General features: G+C 58.7%; 13 protein-coding genes. 7 read left to right on the top strand and 6 right to left on the bottom strand.

Annotated elements, in window-relative coordinates; translation table 11 throughout:
* Nucleotides 1-28: 28 nt before the first annotated feature.
* Genes AC3ISI_RS25625 through AC3ISI_RS25600 form a run of 6 tightly spaced genes read left to right on the top strand, consistent with a single transcriptional unit; the run spans nt 29 to nt 10206 of the window.
* Nucleotides 29-820 carry a YfaP family protein gene (locus AC3ISI_RS25625; protein WP_489334359.1) on the top strand — a complete coding sequence of 264 codons (792 nt, stop codon included), beginning with the start codon at nt 29-31 and terminating at the stop codon, nt 818-820.
* Nucleotides 821-856: 36 nt separating this feature from the next.
* Nucleotides 857-2569, top strand: a complete 1713-nt coding sequence (locus tag AC3ISI_RS25620; protein ID WP_489334358.1) for a DUF2138 domain-containing protein — start codon at nt 857-859, stop codon at nt 2567-2569.
* A complete protein-coding gene (locus AC3ISI_RS25615) occupies nt 2554-3204 on the top strand; it encodes a DUF1175 domain-containing protein (protein ID WP_140669546.1) in 651 nt (216 codons plus the stop codon). The genes AC3ISI_RS25620 and AC3ISI_RS25615 overlap by 16 nt, the downstream gene beginning before the upstream one ends.
* The gene (locus AC3ISI_RS25610; protein WP_489337791.1) at nt 3201-7766 is read left to right on the top strand and encodes an alpha-2-macroglobulin family protein; all 4566 of its coding nucleotides are present in this window, start codon (nt 3201-3203) and stop codon (nt 7764-7766) included. Before AC3ISI_RS25615 ends, AC3ISI_RS25610 begins: the two co-directional genes overlap by 4 nt.
* Nucleotide 7767: 1 nt before the next feature.
* Nucleotides 7768-9387 carry a DUF2300 domain-containing protein gene (locus tag AC3ISI_RS25605; protein WP_489334357.1) on the top strand — a complete coding sequence of 540 codons (1620 nt, stop codon included), beginning with the start codon at nt 7768-7770 and terminating at the stop codon, nt 9385-9387.
* 3 nt (nt 9388-9390) lie between these two features.
* On the top strand, nt 9391-10206 hold the full coding sequence (locus AC3ISI_RS25600) for a YfaP family protein (RefSeq protein WP_489334356.1): 816 nt from the start codon (nt 9391-9393) through the stop codon (nt 10204-10206).
* A 56-nt stretch (nt 10207-10262) separates the two neighbouring features.
* On the opposite strand, the gene AC3ISI_RS25595 is transcribed toward AC3ISI_RS25600, so the two are convergent.
* Nucleotides 10263-11216 carry an HAD family hydrolase gene (locus AC3ISI_RS25595; RefSeq protein WP_489334355.1) on the bottom strand — a complete coding sequence of 318 codons (954 nt, stop codon included), beginning with the start codon at nt 11214-11216 and terminating at the stop codon, nt 10263-10265.
* A 438-nt stretch (nt 11217-11654) separates the two neighbouring features.
* Here AC3ISI_RS25595 and AC3ISI_RS25590 point away from each other — a divergent pair, with 438 nt between their 5' ends.
* On the top strand, nt 11655-12314 hold the full coding sequence (locus AC3ISI_RS25590) for a MarC family protein (protein WP_489334353.1): 660 nt from the start codon (nt 11655-11657) through the stop codon (nt 12312-12314).
* A gap of 456 nt (nt 12315-12770) precedes the next feature.
* On the opposite strand, the gene AC3ISI_RS25585 is transcribed toward AC3ISI_RS25590, so the two are convergent.
* From AC3ISI_RS25585 to AC3ISI_RS25565, 5 genes are all read right to left on the bottom strand, one after another.
* A complete protein-coding gene (locus AC3ISI_RS25585) occupies nt 12771-13517 on the bottom strand; it encodes a S24 family peptidase (protein WP_489334352.1) in 747 nt (248 codons plus the stop codon).
* Between the two features lie 229 nt (nt 13518-13746).
* On the bottom strand, nt 13747-14274 hold the full coding sequence (ppa, locus tag AC3ISI_RS25580) for an inorganic diphosphatase (RefSeq protein WP_008052339.1): 528 nt from the start codon (nt 14272-14274) through the stop codon (nt 13747-13749).
* A 113-nt stretch (nt 14275-14387) separates the two neighbouring features.
* Nucleotides 14388-15200, bottom strand: a complete 813-nt coding sequence (locus tag AC3ISI_RS25575) for a M90 family metallopeptidase (RefSeq protein ID WP_489334351.1) — start codon at nt 15198-15200, stop codon at nt 14388-14390.
* A 6-nt stretch (nt 15201-15206) separates the two neighbouring features.
* Nucleotides 15207-15863 (bottom strand): DedA family protein, encoded by a 657-nt coding sequence (locus AC3ISI_RS25570; protein WP_489334350.1) that lies wholly within the window; start codon nt 15861-15863, stop codon nt 15207-15209.
* A 284-nt stretch (nt 15864-16147) separates the two neighbouring features.
* Nucleotides 16148-16609: a GNAT family N-acetyltransferase gene (locus AC3ISI_RS25565; protein ID WP_489334349.1), complete on the bottom strand. Its 462-nt coding sequence runs from the start codon at nt 16607-16609 to the stop codon at nt 16148-16150.
* Between the last annotated feature and the right edge of the window lie 23 nt (nt 16610-16632).

Genomic DNA, 16632 nt, shown 5'->3' with positions numbered 1-16632 from the left:
TTTCGTTATGCATGGCAGGAGGCATCACATGCGTTCATATCTTTTGCTGGTGATGGGGCTGGTCTGCGCGAGCGCTGCCTGGGCAGAACCGACGGCCGAGCTGTCGGAACCGGTCGGCGGCTGGCGCTTTAGCGGTCTGCTCGACCGCAGCGAAAACCCTCAAGTGGCCTATCCCACGCCGCCCATCGATCGGGGCGTGCAGCGCAATCGCACGATGATCGAAGGCCAACTCAAGGCCCTCGGCACTCAACGCGGGCCGCACACGCTGGCGGTCAACGGCAATCCACTGAATCTGTACACCGACGACGAAGGGCGTTTCGCCCGGCCGTATGCCTTTGGCGCGGGCTCCAACAGCGTCGAAGTGCGCAGTGCCGAAGGCCAATCGCTCAAACGCGTTCAATTCTATGAAGCCAATGACCTGCGCACGCCGGCACGGATTCGCGTGGTACTCGGTTGGGACGACCCGAAAGCCGAGCTCGACCTGCACATCATTACCCCCGACGGCCAGCATGCGTTTTTCGCCCATACGGCGTTGACCAATGGCGGTGGCCTCGACCCGGACGGCGTCGATGGCCCCGGCCCGGAAATGTTCACCATGACCGCGCCGCTGCATGGCACCTATCTGGTTTACGTGAACTATTGGGGCAACTTCGGCAGCGAAGGCTATAACTTCGATGAGACCAGCAACCAGAACGAGGTCATCACCTCGCAAATCAACCTGGTGCTCAACGAAAACACCGTCGACGAAAATCGCGAGACCTTCATTGTGCCCTTGCGCGCGATCGGTGACCTGCTGCTGGTCAAGACTTTCAACTATTAAACATCCCGCACCACGGATGAATTGGGTGTTGTGAACATGAGTGAAGAGACTGTTTCCCCGGCCGCTGAAACACCGGCCGCCAAAACTCCTCGCCGTTGGCCGGCGCTGCTGGTCGGCCTGGCCTTGGTGGCCGGCGCCGCGGGCGGGTTGGGGTGGTTCATGCATAAATCCAAGGCACCGCCGGCTACACTTGCCAGTGACAAACTGGGCATGAGCCGGCCGGACGGTCTGCTCGAAACCCACTCCTTGAGCCAATTGCCCAAGGACTTGCTGGCGGTGCCATTTCTTAAGGAAACCCTGACTGAAGATTTCGTCTTCTATTACGAGACGCATGTCGATCGCCTCGGCTTGATCGGCAGTCTGCGGCGGATCATTTACGAACATGACCTGAAATTGCAGGACAGCCTGATCGAACAGCTCTTTGATCAACCGGCCGATGTGGCGCTGTGGCGCGGGGCGGATGGCCGACTCAAGGATTTCCTGTTGGTGATGGATCGCGGTGGCCTGGCCAAGGTCTTGGAGCCGTTGGCCAAAGTGGCGCTGGATGACTCGCAGCTGACCAAACTCAGTGATGTGAACGTCGGTGCCGACGACGTGGCGCTTTATCAGCTCACCTACAACAACAGCAAAGCGCTGGTCTTCGCTTCCCATGGCGACAAGCTGGTGGTGCTGTCTAATCCTTCCAAACTCTACGACGCCAGCAACGGCCCGAGCGATGAGCGCGGTAGTGTCTCGACCACGGCCATCGCCGCGTTGCTCAACGGCGACAAACTGTTCCCCGAAGCCTTCGGCTTGCCACCGCGCGCGCCAGAAGTGAAGCAACGCCTGTCGGTCAATTCCAGCGTTCTGGCCATGGGTTACCAGCGCTTCATTCCGAATTTCGCCGGTCTGCGTTTCGACATGGACGACAAGGGCTGGCACAGCTTCCTCGCCATGGACGAACTGGACAATCAACCGGACTTCGATTTCAAACCAATCTGGCAAGCCATGCCGATGGGCGCCAGCGCTTGCGTCGCTTTGCCGCTCGCCGCCGACCAACAGAAGCCGCTGCTGGTGAAACTTGGCGCCGAAGAACCCGTGGCCCAAGCCCTGACCGAACACATGGCCGGTGCCGCCGGCCTGTGCTGGTACGCGGATTCGCGGTTGTACACGCCGTTGCTGGTGGCCAGCCTGAACGACAAGGACAGCGCCAGACTCGACGGTGACCTCGGCAGTTTGTTTGGCTCGATGGTCGGCGCCTATGAGCCCAATGTCGAAGAGCACGCGTTCCCGGTAATCGAAAAACAGGAAGGCCCAACCCACCAATGGCAGCGTCAGGTCAGCTCCAATTTCGGCCCCTACAAAGCCAAGGAGGCTGAAGACCCGGACGCGATTTCCGGCAAGGCCTTCATGAAAGTCAGCCTGGCCCGTCACGGCTCGACGCTGCTGTTCTCCCTCGACGACAAGCTCGTGGACAAGGCCCTCGGCACTCTCGACAAGCGCTTCCCGCCAATGGCCGATGTGGTGCCGAAAGACCTGCTGATGCCGGTCTATTTCGGCCCGGATGCCATGGCGCAACTGATGCAACAGGAAACCCTCGACAGTCTGCCGCAGGACATGGAACCGGTGTTTTACAACGCCGCGCAAACCTACCTGATCCCGAAACTGCGCAAGCTCGGTGGCTATGGCAAATACGCCCTGACCTTGCCCGAAGGCAGCGAACCCGATGGCCATTGGCAATGGCTGCCGCTGGAATGGAAAGCCCTGTGACCGCACTCATCCGAGGCCTCGGCCTGCTGGCTATGTTGTTGGGCAGTCGCGCCTTTGCCACTGAGGCGGCGCCGCTGGATCCGCAGCAATCCCAGGTGTTCCGTGCCTGGTTCGTACGCATCGCCCAGGAACAACTGACCCAAGGCCCGAGCCCGCGCTGGTATCAGCAGGACTGCGCAGGACTGGTGCGGTTCGCCGCCAACGAGGCGCTGAAAGTCCATGACGATAAATGGCTGCGCAGCAATGGCCTGTCCAACCGCTACCTGCCGCCGGAACTGCAATTGAGCGAGGCGCAGCGTGGTCTCGCCCAGCAATGGCAACAGGGCGGCGGCAAGGTCGGGCCGTACGTCAACGCGATCAAACTGATTCAGTTCAACAGCCATTTGGTCAGCCGTGATGTGGCGCAAGCCCGGCCCGGCGACCTGATGTTTTTCGATCAGGGCGATGACCAGCACCTGATGATCTGGATGGGTCGCTACATCGCCTATCACACCGGCACCACAACCCCCACTGACAACGGCATGCGTTCGGCAAGCCTGCAGCAACTCATGACATGGAAGGACACCCGATGGATACCCGACGCAGCCAACCCCAACTTCATCGGCGTCTATCGACTGAACTTTCTCTCCCAATGATCGGTGCCCGCATGTTGCGTTTTCTGCCTCTGCTGTTGGTCTTGCTGCTGCCTTTTTCGGCGGTCTACGCCGAGGACACCGTCGAGTCGAGCGGCTACACGCCGGTGGCTGGTGAAAGCTTTTTCCTGTTGGCCGACAGCAGTTTCGCCAGCGACGAACAGGCGATGGTGCGCCTCGAAGCGCCGGGCCGTGACTATCGCCGGTTCCGCATGGAGCCTTATGGCGGGGCCGACATTCGCGTGTACCGCATCGACAAGCCGCTGGATTTCCTCAAGCGCCAGAAGAACCTGCACCGCGTGGTCAGCGACGGCCAGTTCAAGGGCGAAGGCCTGTCGAACACCCTCGCGTATCTGTGGGACAACTGGTACCGCAAATCTCGTCGCGTGATGCAGCGGGCGTTTTCCTACGAGTCTCGCCAACAAGTCACCGAGGCAGTGCCGGAATTGAAGATGGGCACTGCCATCGCCGCGCCAACGCCTTACGACGCCCAGCCGCAATTCGCACTGATTCCGGGCCTGCCCGTAGTCAGTCAATTCCGCTATCCGCTGTGGCAAGCCAAACCGATCCAGCCGCCTGAGGGTGTGAACCTGGCGGGTTCTTCCAGCGAGTTCGTCAGCGTCGCGCCGGGCAATGTGTACATCCCGCTGGGCAACTTGAAGCCGGGTCTGTACCTGGTGGAAGCGCTGATCGGCAAGTACCGCGCGACGACCATGGTGTTTGTCTCGAACACCGTGGCGGTGAGCAAGATCGCCGGTGATGAACTGGTGGTCTGGGCTGCGCGCAAACACGAAGGCAGTTCGGTGCCCAAGGTTAATGTGCTGTGGACCGATGGCCTCGGCGTGATGAGCAGCGGCGCCACTGACACCGACGGTTTGCTGCGTCTGAAACACGTCAGCCCCGAGCGTTCTTTCGTGATTGGCGAGGACGAAGAGGGCGGGGTGTTTGTCTCCGAGAACTTCTACTACGACAGCGAAATCTACGACACCAAACTCTACGCCTTCACCGATCGGCCGCTGTATCGGCCGGGGGATTGGGTGTCGCTGAAAATCGTCGGGCGCGAATTCAAGAATGCCCGGGATTCGGTGGCGCCGAGCGCTGCCGACGTCAACGTGACCGTGCTCGATGCCACGGGCACGGCGCTGCAATCGCTGGCGTTGAAACTCGATTCCAAGGCGGGCACCCAAGGTCGTTTCCAGTTGCCGGACAATGCGGTGGCAGGCGGTTATGAACTGCGTTTCAGCTACAAGGATCAGGCCTACAGCAGTGCGTTCCGCGTGGCTGAATACATCAAGCCGCACTTCGAAATCTCGCTGAATCTGGCGAAGCAGGATTACCGCACTGGTGAGCCGGTGAAAGGCAGCCTGGTGCTGCTGTACCCGGACGGCAAACCGGTGGCCAATGCCAAGTTGAGCCTGAGCCTGCGCGCCCAGCAGCTGTCGATGGTCGACAACGAACTGCAATACCTCGGGCAATTCCCGGTGGAGTTGACCAGCACCGAACTGACCACTGACACTCAGGGCAATGCGACCCTCGACCTGCCGGCCGCGGAGAAACCGAGCCGCTACATGCTCACCGTGTTTGCCAGCGATGGCGCGGCGTATCGGGTCAAGACCACCAAGGAAATTTTGATCGACCGTGGTGCGGCGAGTTTCAGCTTGAGCGCGCCGCAGCGGTTCAGTGCGGTGGGTGACAAGGTTGCGTTCAGCTATCAGAACGAAGGCGCCAACGAGCAGAGCAAAACCGTCACGCCTAGCAGCTATAGTTGGGTGCGTCTGGAAGATCAGACCACTGGCGACGGCAAGCTTGCGGCAAAAGATAAAGGCTTCACCTTGGCCTTCGAGCGTCCCGGTACTTACAACCTGACGTTGAAAGATGACCATGGCCGCGTGATTGGCGCGACCGGTCACTCAGTCACCGGCGACGGCGTCAAAGCCGTGCCGGGCACTGTGGAAATCGTCCTTGATAAACCGGAGTACAAGGCCGGTGACGAAGCTCTGGCGCTGATTACTTTTCCGGAACCGATCAGCGATGCATTGCTGTCGCTTGAGCGTGACAAGGTCGAGGCCACCGCGCTGCTGTCCAAAGGCGGCGACTGGCTGAAGATGGAAAAAATCAGCGACACCCAATACCGCGCGCGCATCCCGGTAAAAGACAATTTCGCACCGAACCTGACCTTCTCCGTGCTCTACACCAAGGGCGGTCAATACAGCTTTCAGAACGCCGGGATCAAGGTTGTCGCGCCGCAGATTGACGTAGCCATCGCCACCGACAAAGAGGCGTATCAACCGGGCGATACGGTGTCGGTCGACTTGACCACTCAGTTCGCCGGCAAGCCTGTTCCGGCGCACCTGACCGTCAGCGTGGTTGACGAAATGGTCTACGCGTTGCAACCGGAAGTCGCGCCGAGCATCGACCAATTCTTCTACCACCCGCGCCGCAACAACGTGCGCACCAGCGCCAGTCTGTCGTTCATCAGCTACGACGTGGCACTGCCGGGCAGCCCCGGTGCGCCGGGTAAGGCCAACCGCAGCGAACGTGGGGTGAAAGTGCTGGAGCGGCCGCGCCGTGAAGACGTCGACACCGCTGCGTGGCAGCCGGAACTGGTCACTGACGCCAACGGCAAAACCCGTTTCACTTTCAAAATGCCGGACTCGCTGACCCGCTGGCGCATTACCGCCCGGGCCATCGCCGATGACGGGCAGGTCGGGCAGAAAAAACAGTTCGTGCGCTCGGAAAAACCGCTGTACCTGAAGTGGAGCGGGCCGACCAAATTCCGCAGTGGCGACAAGCCGGCGCTTGGGGTATTCGCCTTCAGTCAGGCTGAAGAACCGGTCAAGGCAGAGCTGGTGATTCATTACCGCGGCACCGATCAGCGTGTGCCGGTTACCCTGAACAACGGCATCAACTACACCGCGTTGCCGGCGTTCGCCTTGGCCACTGGCGAGTGGACGGCGGAGTTGGTGCAGGACGGCAAAACCGCTGACGCACTGACCGTGCGCTTGACCGCAACCGGTGAAGGTTGGCAGGTTACGCAAAGCCAAAGTCTGGATGTGGCCAGCGGCGATACACCGCTGAGTTTGCCGGCGGACGCGACGGATATTCGCCTGCGTCTGGATGACAGCCCGCAAGCGTTGTTCCGCTCGGCGCTGGATGATCTGCTCAGTTATCCATACGGCGGCGTTGAACAAACCGCCAGTCGTTTGCTGCCTCTGAGCATCGCGTATCCAGCCTTGGCGTCGAACCCGCAAATCCGCGATCGCTTGCGCCTGATCATGCAAAACAGCCGTCTGCGTCTGGTGCAAATGGCCGGCCCTTCCGCGAGCTTCACGTGGTGGGGCATGGACGGGGAACCGGATGCCTTCCTCACCGCTTACGCTTATTACGCTGACTGGAACGCCAGCAAGGTGCTGGAGCTGAGCTTGCCGCCGGAGCATTGGCAGCGGGTGCTGGAGGTGTATTCGAAGCAGGCAAAAAACACCCAGCTGCTGCAGCGCGCGCTGATCCTGTCGTTCGCCAAACAGATGCAACTGCCGGTGAACACCTTGCTCAGTGGGTTGATGGATGACCTGGCGAAAGCGGGCGAGGGTAATGCGGCGAACCTGATGGAGGATGGCGAAGACAGCCTCGTCATGAGCGATCCGGATTCGGCGCTCGGCCTGGCCGCTGCACGCGTGTTGACGGCATCACTGGCGCGTCAGTCCAAGGTGACGCTGCCGGAGGCGTTCAATCGCCAATTGGCGGATGCGCAACAGCGTTTGGCGGTCAGCTCGCAGCCGTTCGCCGAAGCGCTGAACCTGTCGCTGCAAGCCTTCGATCCGGCACACGCTCAAGCGTTGTTGCAACGCTTGCTGCCACAGCAATCGACGCTGGAACGCGCCTTGGCGCTGATCTGGTTGCAACGCAGCATCGAACAAGTTTCGCCGACCATCGCACTGGCACCGGGTGAAGGCTGGAAGAAACAGTACGGTGATACCGGTGAGATGTACTGGACGTGGCAGGGGGCTGTGCCCGTGCCGGCGGTGTTGTCATTGACCGGGACGCAGGAGCGGCCATTGCGCGCCGCGTTGAGCTTCCAGACTCGGCAACCGCCGGTTGATCCAATGGCCGTAACCATCACCCGTCGTTTGTCTCGATTGGTGCCGGGTGACGAAGCCTTCACCTTCAAACTCGAAGCGGTCGGCACTCAGCCATTGTCCAGCGACAGCCTGTATCTGGACGAAGTGATCATCACCAGCAAAGCCGCGAAACCACTGCGTTACGGCATGCTCGAAGTGCCGCTGCCGCCGGGCGCGGATGTCGAACGCACGACGTGGGGCATCAAGTTGATGGGCAAGGCCGGTGTCGAACCGACGGCGTTGGAGAAGGCGCGTTTCGAGCCGGGGCAAATGGCTTACGCGATTCCGGTGGATGCTTTGAGCGGGGAAATGCGCTTGCGTCACCTGGTGCGCTTCTCGCAGAAGGGTCAGTTCAATTTGCCGCCAGTGCGGTTCACTCAGGTTTATGCGCCGCAACATCAGGCGCAGGAGCAGAAGCCGGCCCTGGGCCAGGTCACGGTCAACTGACATGACCCGGCCTCTGGTCTGGTTGCTGCTGTGTTTGATTCCTGCGCTGGCGACAGCGCAGGACGAACCGCTGCGGTTGGGTTTCAAGGGCGAACTACTGTCGTTGAACCGGACTCAGGTGATTTCACGCGAGCCCATACCAACTGATTTTCAGGCGCCATTGGGCAGTTTGTGGAAGTTGTTTGTGTACGGTTGGCTGGTGGATACCGGCGCTCATGAACCTGCGTATGAATGTCGCGGGCAATCGAAGGAAGAGGTTTATTGCTGCACGGCCGGCGGCAAGATCGAGCGCGATCAGGCATTGGTGAAATCATGCGGTTTGTACTTTGAACCGGCACGTCTGGGTATCACTGGCGCTGACTGGCGTACGTATTGGCAAGCACGACAGGCACCGGAGTGGTTGCTGGATTTGCCGTCGTTAAAGCCCTCTACCCGAGTGTCCGTCGCTGAATTGCTCAAGGTGTTGGCCGTGATGCCGGCGCAAGATCAGGCGCGGCGGGTATTGCTGGACGTGGTGCTCAATGCCGCTGACGGCAATGTCGTGGGCGAACTCGGTGGCCGATTACGGGTGAAAACCTGGAGCTGGTTGGGGAATCAGGACCCGTTGTCACGTCAGGGCGGGTTTGCCGGTTGGACGGCGGATGGCGCGCCCATTTGGGCGGGTGGGCGCGGGACCAGCCAGAGGGTGCTTCGTCATTACGCTGAGGCGTTAGCTTCGGTGTTGCCGACTGATTGGCCGGCGGATACGGGGCGCTGTGTCGAAGTCGGTCTGTTTTCTCGCTATCCGATTGAGCGGATTCTGGTGGGGGATCGTATTGTTTCTTCCGGGCCATTGCAGGGCGACTATCGCGTCGAGTTTTCAAACGGCAACCAGCTCGATATCCACAGCGACGGCGAACTCTTCTTGCTAAAGGATCAGCTCGTCGCCCGTCTGGACCGTGAAGAATACGTCGCCCGCGTCCTCCAGCGCGAAGCCACACCCGAACCCGCCGAAGCCGCCAAAGCGCTGGCCATCGCCATCCGCACCTATCTGTTGCAAAACGCCACGCGCCACGGTGACTGCCTGAGCATCGACGACAGCAGCAGCCGCCAACGCGTCGCCCCACGCCCGGCCACCCCCGAATCGCGCCACATCGCCGCCTGGACCAGCGACCTCGTGCTGGCCGGCAGCACCGTCACCTATCACTCTGACCAACCCGGCCCGGACAAACTCTCCTGGCAGCAAGCCGTCGAACAAGCCAACGCTGGCCAACGCTACGACGCCATCCTGCTGCACGCCTATCCACGCGCCAGCCTCAGCCGCTGGGACAACCCCGTCGCCTCCTGCGAAGCGCTGCCCGCGGCACAAGACTGGCTGCAAACCCAGCGCCGCGGCTGGCGTGCGCGGTTGGAAAGCGAGGTCGGCTACAACGAAGTCAGCACCTTCGCCGTCTGCCGCCTGGCCTTCGGTCGCCCCTATGTCGACCGCGAGCGCCAGCGCCTCTACGTGCGCGGCGTGCTCTCGCTGCAAGACCGCCTCGACCTGACCCACGAATACCTGCACCTGGCCTTCGAAGCACACCCCAACGGCCAGGATGAAACCTACATCGAAGGGCTCGCCCGCCACCTCTTGCTGGAATAGGCCATGAAACTCCGTTATCCACAGGTCTTCCTGTTCCTTTTTTCTTGTTGCGCATTGCCGACGATTTTCGCGGCCGATAGCGCCGTCAATCTCGAAACCCCCGTCGGTGGCTGGCGCATCGGCGCGGATGAGGGCGAAGGTGAAAACTTCCGGCAGACCGTCAATTATCCCGCTTCGTCGGTTAATACCCCAGTGGGTCAGGCCAACACCGCGCGTATCACTGGCCAGATCAAATCCACGCCAAAATCTGCGGAGCCTGGTCGATTGATCGTCAACGGCGTGAGCATGCCGCTGAAAATCGACTCGGTGGGTCGCTTTGATCGCCCGTTCTCGTTTCCTAATGGCAGCAACAACGTTGAAGTGCGCAGCCCTGATGGTCAGCAGCGCCATCGCACGCAGTTTCTTAATGCCGGTGGTGGTGCCACGCCGGCCAAGTTGCGGGTGTTGATGTCTTGGGACAGCGACAACACAGATCTGGACCTGCACCTGATTACGCCGGATGGGGCGCACATCTGGTACGGGGACCGGGTTGCGCCCAATGGTGCGGCGCTGGATGTTGACGTAACCACCGGGTATGGCCCGGAAATTTTCGCCATGCCTGCGCCGATCAAGGGGCAGTATCTGGTGTATGTGAACTACTTTGGTGGTGGCTATCGCAGTGACGAGGAAGGCCAGGAGGATGCAGTTCAGCCGCTGACGACGGCGCAGGTAACGGTGATTACCGAGGAGGGGACGCCGAGCGAGAAGATGGAGACGTTTCTGGTGCCGATGCGGGCCGTGGGAGAGTTGACGCTGGTGAAATCATTCAGTTATCCATGATGAAGTGATTGTCCAGCGGGCTGCTGGACAATCAAAAACTCAACGACAGCTGCTTTTCACTCGAATGAAAAAATCTTCTTCCAGTCCTTTTTCATACTAATCACGGTCCAGCCCTCATTTGTCGCCTGGTTGAACAACGATTCCGTAAAAGTGCCCACTTTTGTATCCGGTAATCCTTGCGCAGGGCCATAGGCATACTCGCGATCAGCGTCGTCATGGAGCACCAACATCGCCAGTCGCGCACCCTTGCCGGCTTTGGTGTACTCCAGCATTTGCTTGTCACCGGTGGAATTGCCGAAGGCTGCTTGAGGCTGACGGCCGACCATCAGGTAAATATTCTCTGGCTTACCCGCATCGTTGTCGTTGAGCAGGATCTTGGGCATTTTGATCAGCTCGGGTTTGCCGCTTTTGTCGTAGCCATATTCGGTGGCCCCGGCACTGCCGACAACCTGTTCGGGGGGCACACCATAGACTTCTTCGGCATAAGCGCGAACGAAGTCCTGACCGCCGCCGGTGACGATGTAGGTTTTGTAGCCATTGTCACGCAGGTATTGCATGACTTCTTTCATCGGCTTGTAGGTCAGCTCGGTAAAAGGGCGCTTCCAGCGAGGGTCACGGGCTTTGACCAGCCAGTCCTGGACTTGCTGCTTGAACTCATCCGTGGGCATGCCGCTCAGGGTCACCATGGCAATTTTAAGATAATCATCAAGGGTCAGTTTCGCCATGGCGGCACGGTCCCCCGACAGCACTGTCTTGAAGGGTTCTACGTTAGCCAGCTGTGGCTTTGCCTCAACCGCGGCAGGCACGCGGCTCAGGCAGTAGAACAATTGACTATAGGCCGGCTGCTCAACCCATAAGGTGCCGTCCTGGTCGAAGGTCGCGATGCGCTCGGCCGGCGATACGAACTGAGCACCGCCTTCCTGGGTGGTCGCCTTGACGAATTCTACGATGGCTTGCTTGGCCGGTCCTTCATTCCATGAAGGCAACGGGTCGGCAGCGAACACCGCCATTGACGCAATCAAACTCAGCCCAAGTACGGCAAGTGGGGAACCTAAACGTCGCCTGACATGACTGTTGGGGTGATTAGCAGAGATGACGGAGCTCCAGGTACGCTGCACCAAAATCATGAATTTCATGATGACCACCCATTGTTGGATTGGTAAATCGTTGGAGGTTACAGGGCTGCTCACTTTGCCGATGACTACAGCAGTCAGTAGGGAGTCAAGTGTAGATGATTTGGTAATGGCTGCTATTCAGGCCGCTTCCTCTCGCCTGTTGCCCGTTTGTAAGCTGGTTTTTACCCGGTGTATGGACGCCACCACCTCAGAGAAACGCCAGTGGTGTTGAAGCTCAATGCTGCCAGACCCGGCGACAGAATAAATCCGTAACGAGCTCATCGCTCATCATCCGCTATGGTGATGTAAACGGTTTCTTCTCGAAGGTGCGCCATGAACACCTATTTCACGCTGTTTATCGGCATGTTTACCACGTTACTGGCCATCATCAATCCCTTGGAGGCGATTCCCGTGTTCCTTGGCATGTTGAAAGGCAAGGACGTTGCCGAACTCCGCCGGGTGGCACGTAAAGCTTGCCTCTATGCGTTGATGCTGATGTTCTTTTTCCTGATTTTCGGCAACTTGCTGCTGCGTTTGTTCGAAGTCCCACTGAGTATGATTCGGGTGGTTGGCGGGATAATTCTGATGCGTATCGGTTTCGAACTTTTCGCACCCTCACCCAATAGCAGCCTGATTCCCACTAGCGTCGACACCAATCAGGATGTGTCCTTTATCCCCCTGGCCATGCCAATCATGTTTGGCCCCGGTGCGATTGCCACCGTGATCGGACTGACCAGCACCATCAAGGATGCCGATCGGGCCCTATTATCTTTCGCCGTGGTGGCACTGGCCATCTGCGCCACCATGTTCACCACCTATTTGTCACTGGCCTACGCTCAAGTCATCCTCAAGACAATCGGCCCGCAAGGGATCGATGCCGCCACACGAATTGTCGGTTTCTTCGTCTCTGCCATGGGGGTTGGCCTGATATTCCACGGCACGGTGGAGTTTCTGCAATCGTATGGGGTGCTGCTCCATGGTGGAGCGGGGTAGGGTTGCGGCGTGATCGTGAATTGCCGAGAAGGGGGCTTCTTGCGAAGTCAGTAATTACGTGGGTTTCAGGCGTTAAAAAGCCGGCTTGTGGCCGGCTTCTCGGGGACTGGCTTGGATCATTTTTGGTAAACCGCGCCAGCCTTCAAAACGTACACCCGGATCTTGCGTCCGGCTGTGGGACTTGGCGAGAAAATCATCTGCCGTGTCGGTGCGATCTGAGCCGCGAGGCGGGTCGATGCGCAAATGTGGGGCGCAGCATACTGATTTTTTTACGGAATTCCCAGTCTGGTGTGCGTAGTAGAGCTATCGGTGCTCTGAGTTGAGTAACTCGTCCGGAAATTCAGGGTGAATGTTCCGGCGCATTCGCGAGCAGGCTCGCTCCTACAGTTAACCGTATTCCAATGTAAGAGCGACGGTGCGATGAGTCGACCTGCTCACGAAGCGTGCGGCGCGTTTTCACAAGAACGGCACCGCCGGCCGGCGTTTGTTAAGCGTCGACCACCAAAACACCCACCCCAACACCTTGATGTTCTGCTTATCGATCTGCTCGGCACTGAAGATCTCATCCGGGTGCTCGGTTTTGTTGTAGCTGCGCAACCGCAATGCATTGCCCGGCATCCGGTGCAGGTATTTGATACGTAGCATCCCGTCATGGTCGATGGCGTAAATCTCCCCATCAATCACCGTGGTCAGTCCACGGTCGATGGCCAGTGTGGAGCCATCTTCAATCCTCGCGCCCATGCCGTTTCCAAGCATGTGAACGCAGAACACATCCGCATGGTTGATTTCCAGGGAGTCGAGGTAGCTTTTGGGCAGACGGATGAATTGGCCGGTGTCTTCCACGATGTGGGTTTTATGGGACCCCGGGGCGATGGGCATTTCTTTGTAGAGGGGCAGTTCGACATCCGTCGGCTCGATGACCGTGTAGATGCCACGAATCGCCTGGGCGTCGAAGGTGTTGCCAGACCCGTCGAGCAGGTGCAAGTGTTTGGCGTCTTCCGGACCTTCGCCGGTTTTGAGCCAGTGGCTGTTTACCGAGAGTAATCTGGCGACCTCTTCCATGCGGTAGGCGGGCACACCGCGGGTGTACCAGTTGTGGATGTTTTGTGCTTCCGTGTCGAAAAAAGCGGCAAATCCTGTCGTCGTGATGTTCGCTTTTTCGAGGAGTGCTTTGAACCGTGTGCCGCTAGTGTTCTTTTTCATAAACACGAGTCTACGGGCGCAGGGCGGGGCTTTGAATAAACGAACTGTTCAAATTTTGAGGGAAATTTACGACTGGATGTAAGACGTATTTGGAACAAATTAAACAGAAAAAAACCGCAGCGAACGGAAGATAAACACGTTGTTTAAAACGCTTTATGAACGCCCACAAAAAACCCCGGATCAACCGGGGTTTTTTTCAAGTCGTCAGTAGCGCGAGGCCAATGGCGTCTTAGCCTTTATAGGCAGCAACGGACTTGGTGATCGCGTCGCGGGCGGCATCTGCGCCGGCCCAGCCTTCGATCTTCACCCATTTGCCTTTTTCGAGATCTTTGTAGTTCGCGAAGAAGTGCTCGATCTGCTGGATCAGCAGCGGTGGCAGGTCGGTGTATTCCTTCACGTCGACGTACAGCTGGGACAGCTTGTCGTGTGGAACAGCGATGACTTTGGCATCGCCGCCGCCGTCGTCGGTCATGTTCAGGATGCCGACCGGACGAGCGCGGATGACCGAACCTGGAGCAACCGGATAAGGAGTCACAACCAGCACGTCGAGGGGATCACCGTCGTCAGCCAGGGTGTTCGGGATATAACCGTAGTTGGCCGGGTAGAACATCGGGGTGGCCATGAAACGGTCAACGAACAGGCAATCGCTGTCTTTGTCGATTTCGTATTTGATCGGCGCGTGGTTGGCCGGAATCTCGATCGCGACGTAGATGTCGTTCGGCAGGTCTTTGCCAGCCGGAATCTTGCTGTAGCTCATTGGGCGGTGCCCCCGTTAGTTGACCAAAGATACTTGGCCGGATTGACCAAAAAGTGGCGGCGATTATAGGCATATTCCGCCGTGGATGCTACGTGCCAAGGGTCGTAGAGACCTTAGTCGCGTGGCTGATAGACCGGGTCGGCAGCCAGAAGTTGCTGTAACCGGCTCAGTGGATCCTGTCGGTAGAAAAGCTTGAGCTGCTCATAGACCTGTGGATAAGCCTCGACCAGTAAATCCGGGGCGCTGAAGAAGTATTCGCTGGTGACGGCGAAAAACTCGGCGGGGTTTTCCGCTGCGTAGGGGTCGATCGCGGTTTCGGCTTCTGGATTGCGCTCCAGTTGGCGGTCGAGGTTGTCGTAGGCCTCTTGCATCACCTTGGCCCAGTCGCTGACCCGCATATCGGGGTGCAGCGGCGGCAAGCCGTTGGCGACGCCATTGAGCATGTCGAGTTTGTGCGCGAGTTCGTGGATCACCAGGTTGTAGCCTTCCCAGCCACCACTGGCCATCACACCCGGCCAGGCGAGGATGATCGGACCTTGCTGCCACGCTTCGCCACTGTGTTCGCCGTCCCACTCATGTTCAACGCCGCTGGCATCGCGATGGCGCTGGGGGCTTAGGAAGTCGTCGGGGTATAGGATGATTTCGTGGAAGCCCTGATACCAGTTCAAGTCGCCCAGATTCAGCAGTGGCAATTGCGCCTGCGCTGCCAGCAGCAGGCGCTGCTCCCGGTGCAGTTCGACGCCGGGCAGGGCGGTCAGGTGTTTGTCTTCGAGGAACAACACGCTGGCTTCGCGCAGCCACTGGTCTTCAGTGGCGCTGATGCCATCGAGGAAGCTCAGGTGATGGCGCACCCGCTGCCACATGTCGTCGGCAATCGGGTGCTTGGCCAAGGTGCGCTGGCGGCGCCAGGCGCTAAGCGACCACATCGCGGATCAGCGCGACTGGGCTTTGGACGCGGCGTTGGCGAGGCGGCTACGGACCATGCTTATGATCATCGGAACCAACGACAGCAGGATGATGCCCACCACCAGCAGCGACAGGTTTTTCTTGATGAACGGTACGTTGCCAAAGAAGTAACCGAGGGTCACCAGGCCGCCGACCCAGAGGATCGTGCCGAAGACACTGAAGAAAAAGAAACGCGGGTAAGGCATTTTCCCAACACCGGCGACGAACGGTGCAAAGGTGCGAATGATCGGCAGGAAGCGCGCCAGTGTTACGGTTTTACCGCCGTGCTTGTCATAAAAGTCGTGGGTTTGTTGCAGGTAGTCGCGACGAAAGATCTTCGAGTCCGGGTTACTGAACAACTTTTCGCCTGCCGTTCGACCAATCAGGTAGTTGGTGCTGTCGCCGAGAATCGCCGCGAGCATCAACAGGCCGCCCAGCAATACAGGGTCCATGCTGCCCCCGGCCGCAACGGCACCGGCGATGAACAGCAGGGAGTCACCCGGCAGGAACGGTGTCACCACCAGGCCGGTTTCACAGAAAATCACCAGAAACAGAATGGCGTAGATCCAGGTCCCGTAATTGGTTACCAGCATGTCGAGGTAAACGTCGAGATGCAGAATAATGTCGATCGGGTTGAAATCCATAGGGGCACCTGTGGTAATGGCCAGACTCAGCAGGCCTGTGCGGATGACTTCGCGTAAGACTACACAGGGGTGTAGTTGTTCTTGCAAGTCGGAAAGCTCGGGATTATACGGACTGAAAAGTGAAAAGAGCGTTCAGTTTGTAGCGGGGGATATCGCAGTAGACCGATGGTTGATGCGGTTTTTTGTAGGAGTGAGCCTGCTCGCGATGGCTTCATCTCGATATGACAGATTCACCTAGGTGAAGCCATCGCGAGCAGGCTCACTCCTACACTAGGCGATGTGAGTCAGAGACTGTCGCTGATCGGCAGTACGTAGTTCTTGAACTCGGTGTCTTCCTTGAACCCGATGGATTCGTAGGTTTTGCGCGCGACTTCGTTGTGGCTGCTGGTGGAAACGCGCATGCGCACGGCATTGGTTTCCTTGGCCATTTTTTTCGCAGTACGGATCAGGTTGTCGGCCACCAATTGGCGGCGGGCGTCTTCGGCAACATAAATGTCGTTAAGGATCCACACGCGTTTAAGCGAAAGGGACGAAAAGCTCGGATACAACTGACAGAAACCCATCAGTTTGTTGTTGTCGTCATCGGACAGCGCCAGATAGATCACTGATTCCTTGCGACGCAGGCGTTTCTCCAGAAACGCTCGGGACGAGTCCGGGTAGGGCAGGGATCCATAAAACTCACGGTATTTCACGAACAGTGGCGTCAGAAGGTCCAGGTGTTCGAGGGTCGCTTGAATAATCCGCATGGTAGGTCTCGACTTCAAGTGGC

The sequence above is a fragment of the Pseudomonas sp. GL_139_B genome, assembly GCF_057834475.1.
This window is presented reverse-complemented; position numbering and strand designations above follow the sequence as displayed.